General features: G+C 70.4%; 3 protein-coding genes. All 3 read left to right on the top strand.

Annotated features, from left to right (window positions below):
- Positions 1-276 (top strand): hypothetical protein (locus ACXJKL_RS17975; protein ID WP_457208374.1); only part of this gene is annotated, 276 nt, incomplete at its 5' end.
- A gap of 4 nt (positions 277-280) precedes the next feature.
- A complete protein-coding gene (locus tag ACXJKL_RS17970) occupies positions 281-700 on the top strand; it encodes a hypothetical protein (protein WP_457208373.1) in 420 nt (139 codons plus the stop codon).
- A gap of 53 nt (positions 701-753) precedes the next feature.
- Positions 754-2,931, top strand: a complete 2,178-nt coding sequence (locus ACXJKL_RS17965; RefSeq protein WP_457208372.1) for an RNA degradosome polyphosphate kinase — start codon at positions 754-756, stop codon at positions 2,929-2,931.
- The last annotated feature ends 229 nt before the right edge of the window (positions 2,932-3,160 follow it).

Raw genomic sequence — 3,160 nt, 5'->3', positions numbered from 1 at the left:
CCTCCGACGTTCGAGGAGCAACGCACCTTCGTCGAGGACCCTGGCAACGAGGTGGCCGAGGCCGACCTCGGGGACGGCCGGCGCGGGTGGGTCGGTTCCGGCCCGTCCGCCGGGCACGCCGCGGCGAAGGTCGTGACCCTGCTCGACGACCTCATGCTGCACGTGTCGGTGACGTCCTGGGACGACGACGCCGGGGTGGACGCCGCGCAGGTCCGGGACGAGGCCCTCGCGCTGGCCGAGGCCGTCGTCGCCGTGGTCGCGGCGAGGAGCGAGTGACACGATGAGCGACCCGTTCACCTTCTTCGACGCCTCCGCGGCGCCCGACCCCCAGCAGCCGTCACGGGACGACACGCTGCACGAGATGAGCCGCACGGGTGTCGAGGCCAGCCTCGACCGCGCCCTCGACCACCTCGACGACGTCGTGGCCCGCGCCTCGGCCCGCGACCGCGCCGAGGGCGTCTCGCCCGAGCTGGCGCGGTTGCTGGACGAGATCACCGGCACCGACGACGCCCCGAGCACGTGGGCGTCCCTGCACCGCCGGGTGGAGACGGGCGTGACCACGTGGGACTCGTTCTGGGCGGACCCGTCGGTCGAGGAGGACGGGATGCGCCTGGTCTTCGAGGCGATGAGCCGCTCCGGGCGGCGCCTGGCCCAGGGGCTCGCGTCGGCCCGGGAGGGACAGTCCGGCACCGGGGCCTGATCGTCCCTCGTCACCATCACCCACCGTTCACGATCCGGTGACACACTCACTCCATGTCCGACACCACGTCCCTGCCGACCAACGTCGGAGCCTCCGTCGAGGACGGCCCCACCACCGAGCCGTTCGGACACCCCCCCGACACCTTCGACGTCGAGCCGCCCTACGTCCCCGACGCCGACGAGATCGCCGCCGTCGAGAAGTACCACGACCGGTTCCTGGACCGGGAGCTGTCATGGCTGCGCTTCAACCAGCGCGTCCTCGAGCTGGCCGAGGACCCCACGCTGCCGCTGCTCGAGCGCACCCGCTTCCTGGCCATCTTCGCCAGCAACCTCGACGAGTTCTTCATGGTCCGGGTGGCCGGCCTCAAGCGCCGCATCGCCGCCGGGGTCGCCGTACGAGCCGCGAGCGGCCTGCTCCCCCGCGACCAGCTCGAGCTCCTCTGGGAGGGCAGCCGCGAGATGATGCAGCGCCACGCGCTGGTGTTCAACGAGAAGGTCATCCCCGAGCTGCGTGCCCAAGGAATCGAGATCGTCCGCTGGTCCGAGCTGGACCGCGAGGAGCAGAAGGTCTGCAAGAAGCTCTTCAAGGACCGCATCTTCCCCGTCCTGACCCCGCTGGCCGTCGACCCGGCCCACCCCTTCCCCTACATCTCGGGGCTCTCGCTCAACCTCGCCGTCGTGGTGCGCAACCCCAAGTCCGGCACCGAGCACTTCGCCCGGGTCAAGGTGCCGCCGATCTTCAGCCGCTTCGTGCCCGTGGGCAACCAGCGCTTCGTGCCGCTCGAGGACGTCATCGGCGAGCACCTCAAGAAGCTCTTCCCCGGCATGGAGGTGCTGCAGGCCCACACCTTCCGGGTGACCCGCAACGAGGACCTCGAGGTCGAGGAGGACGACGCGGAGAACCTGCTCGCCGCCCTCGAGAAGGAGCTGCTGCGCCGTCGGTTCGGCCCGCCGGTGCGTCTCGAGGTGGAGGAGTCGATCGACCCGAAGGTGCTGGACCTGCTCGTCTCCGAGCTCGGCGTGACCCGCGAGGAGGTCTCCCGGCTCCAGGGCCCGCTCGACCTGCGCGGCCTCCACTCCATCGCCGACCTCCCCCGCGAGGACCTCAAGTACCCGGCGTTCCTGCCCTCGACGCACCCGCAGCTCGCGGAGATCGAGAGCTCGAAGCCGGTCGACGTCTTCGAGGCCGTACGCCGCCAGGACGTCCTGCTGCACCACCCGTACGACTCGTTCGCGACCTCGGTGCAGCGGTTCCTGGAGCAGGCGGCCGCCGACCCGCACGTGCTGGCGATCAAGCAGACGCTCTACCGCACGTCGGGTGACAGCCCGATCATCGACGCCCTCGTCGACGCCGCGGAGGCCGGCAAGCAGGTGCTGGTGATCGTGGAGATCAAGGCCCGCTTCGACGAGTCCAACAACATCCGCTGGGCCCGCAAGCTCGAGCAGGCCGGCTGCCACGTGGTCTACGGCCTCGTCGGCCTCAAGACCCACTGCAAGCTGTCGATGGTCGTCCGCGACGAGCCCGACGGCATCCGCCGCTACACCCACATCGGCACCGGCAACTACAACCCCAAGACGGCGCGGCTCTACGAGGACATCGGGCTGCTCACCGCCGACCCCGCGGTCGGCGAGGACGTCGCCCACCTCTTCAACAACCTGTCCGGCATCAGCCGCAACACGACGTACGACAGCCTGCTCGTCGCCCCGGACAGCGTCCGCGACGGCCTCATCACCCAGATCCACGCCGAGGTCGCCAACCACCAGGCGGGCCGCACGTCGGGGATCCGGATCAAGGCCAACTCGATCGTCGACGAGGCGATCATCGACGCGCTGTACCTCGCCTCGCAGGCGGGCGTGCAGGTCGAGCTGCTGATCCGCGGCATCTGCGCGCTGCGTCCCGGGGTGCCCGGCCTGTCGGAGACGATCCGGGTCCGCTCCGTGCTGGGCAGGTTCCTCGAGCACAGCCGGGTCTTCTGGTTCGCCAACGACGGCGAGCCGCTGACCTGGATCGGCTCGGCCGACATGATGCACCGCAACCTCGACCGTCGGGTGGAGGTGCTGGTGCGGCTGCCGGGCGTGCRCAAGACCGCGGAGGTGGGCGCCCTGCTGGACCTGGCGTTCGACGCCGACACCTCCGCGTGGCACCTCGATGCGAGCGGCGAGTGGGCCCTCAACGACGGCACCGTGCACCTGCAGGAGGCCCTCATCGCCAAGCAGCGGCGCCGCCGCTGACGCGCGATTGCCTCCGCGGGACCACGACCCCCTAACATGTGGTCGTTCTTCCCCCCGCCCTTCGGAGTTCTCCGTGCGTTTGAAATTCCGCCCTGTCGACAGCTCGTTCTACGACCTCTTCAGCGAGGCCGCAGGGCACCTCGTCGTGGGCTCCGGCCTGCTGGCCGAGATGCTCAGCGAGGGCAACGACCGTGAGGCCGTCGCCCAGCAGATGCGCGAGGCCGAGCAC

The organism is Nocardioides sp. P5_C9_2 (genome assembly GCF_054049555.1).
The sequence above is the reverse complement of the archived record's forward strand: the minus strand, read 5'-3'. Positions and strand labels throughout refer to the sequence as shown.

Coding starts and splice junctions, on each gene's coding strand:
- ACXJKL_RS17970 (WP_457208373.1), top strand. CDS start 281: ATGAGCGACCCGTTCACCTTCTTCGACGCCTCCGCGGCGCCCGACCCC.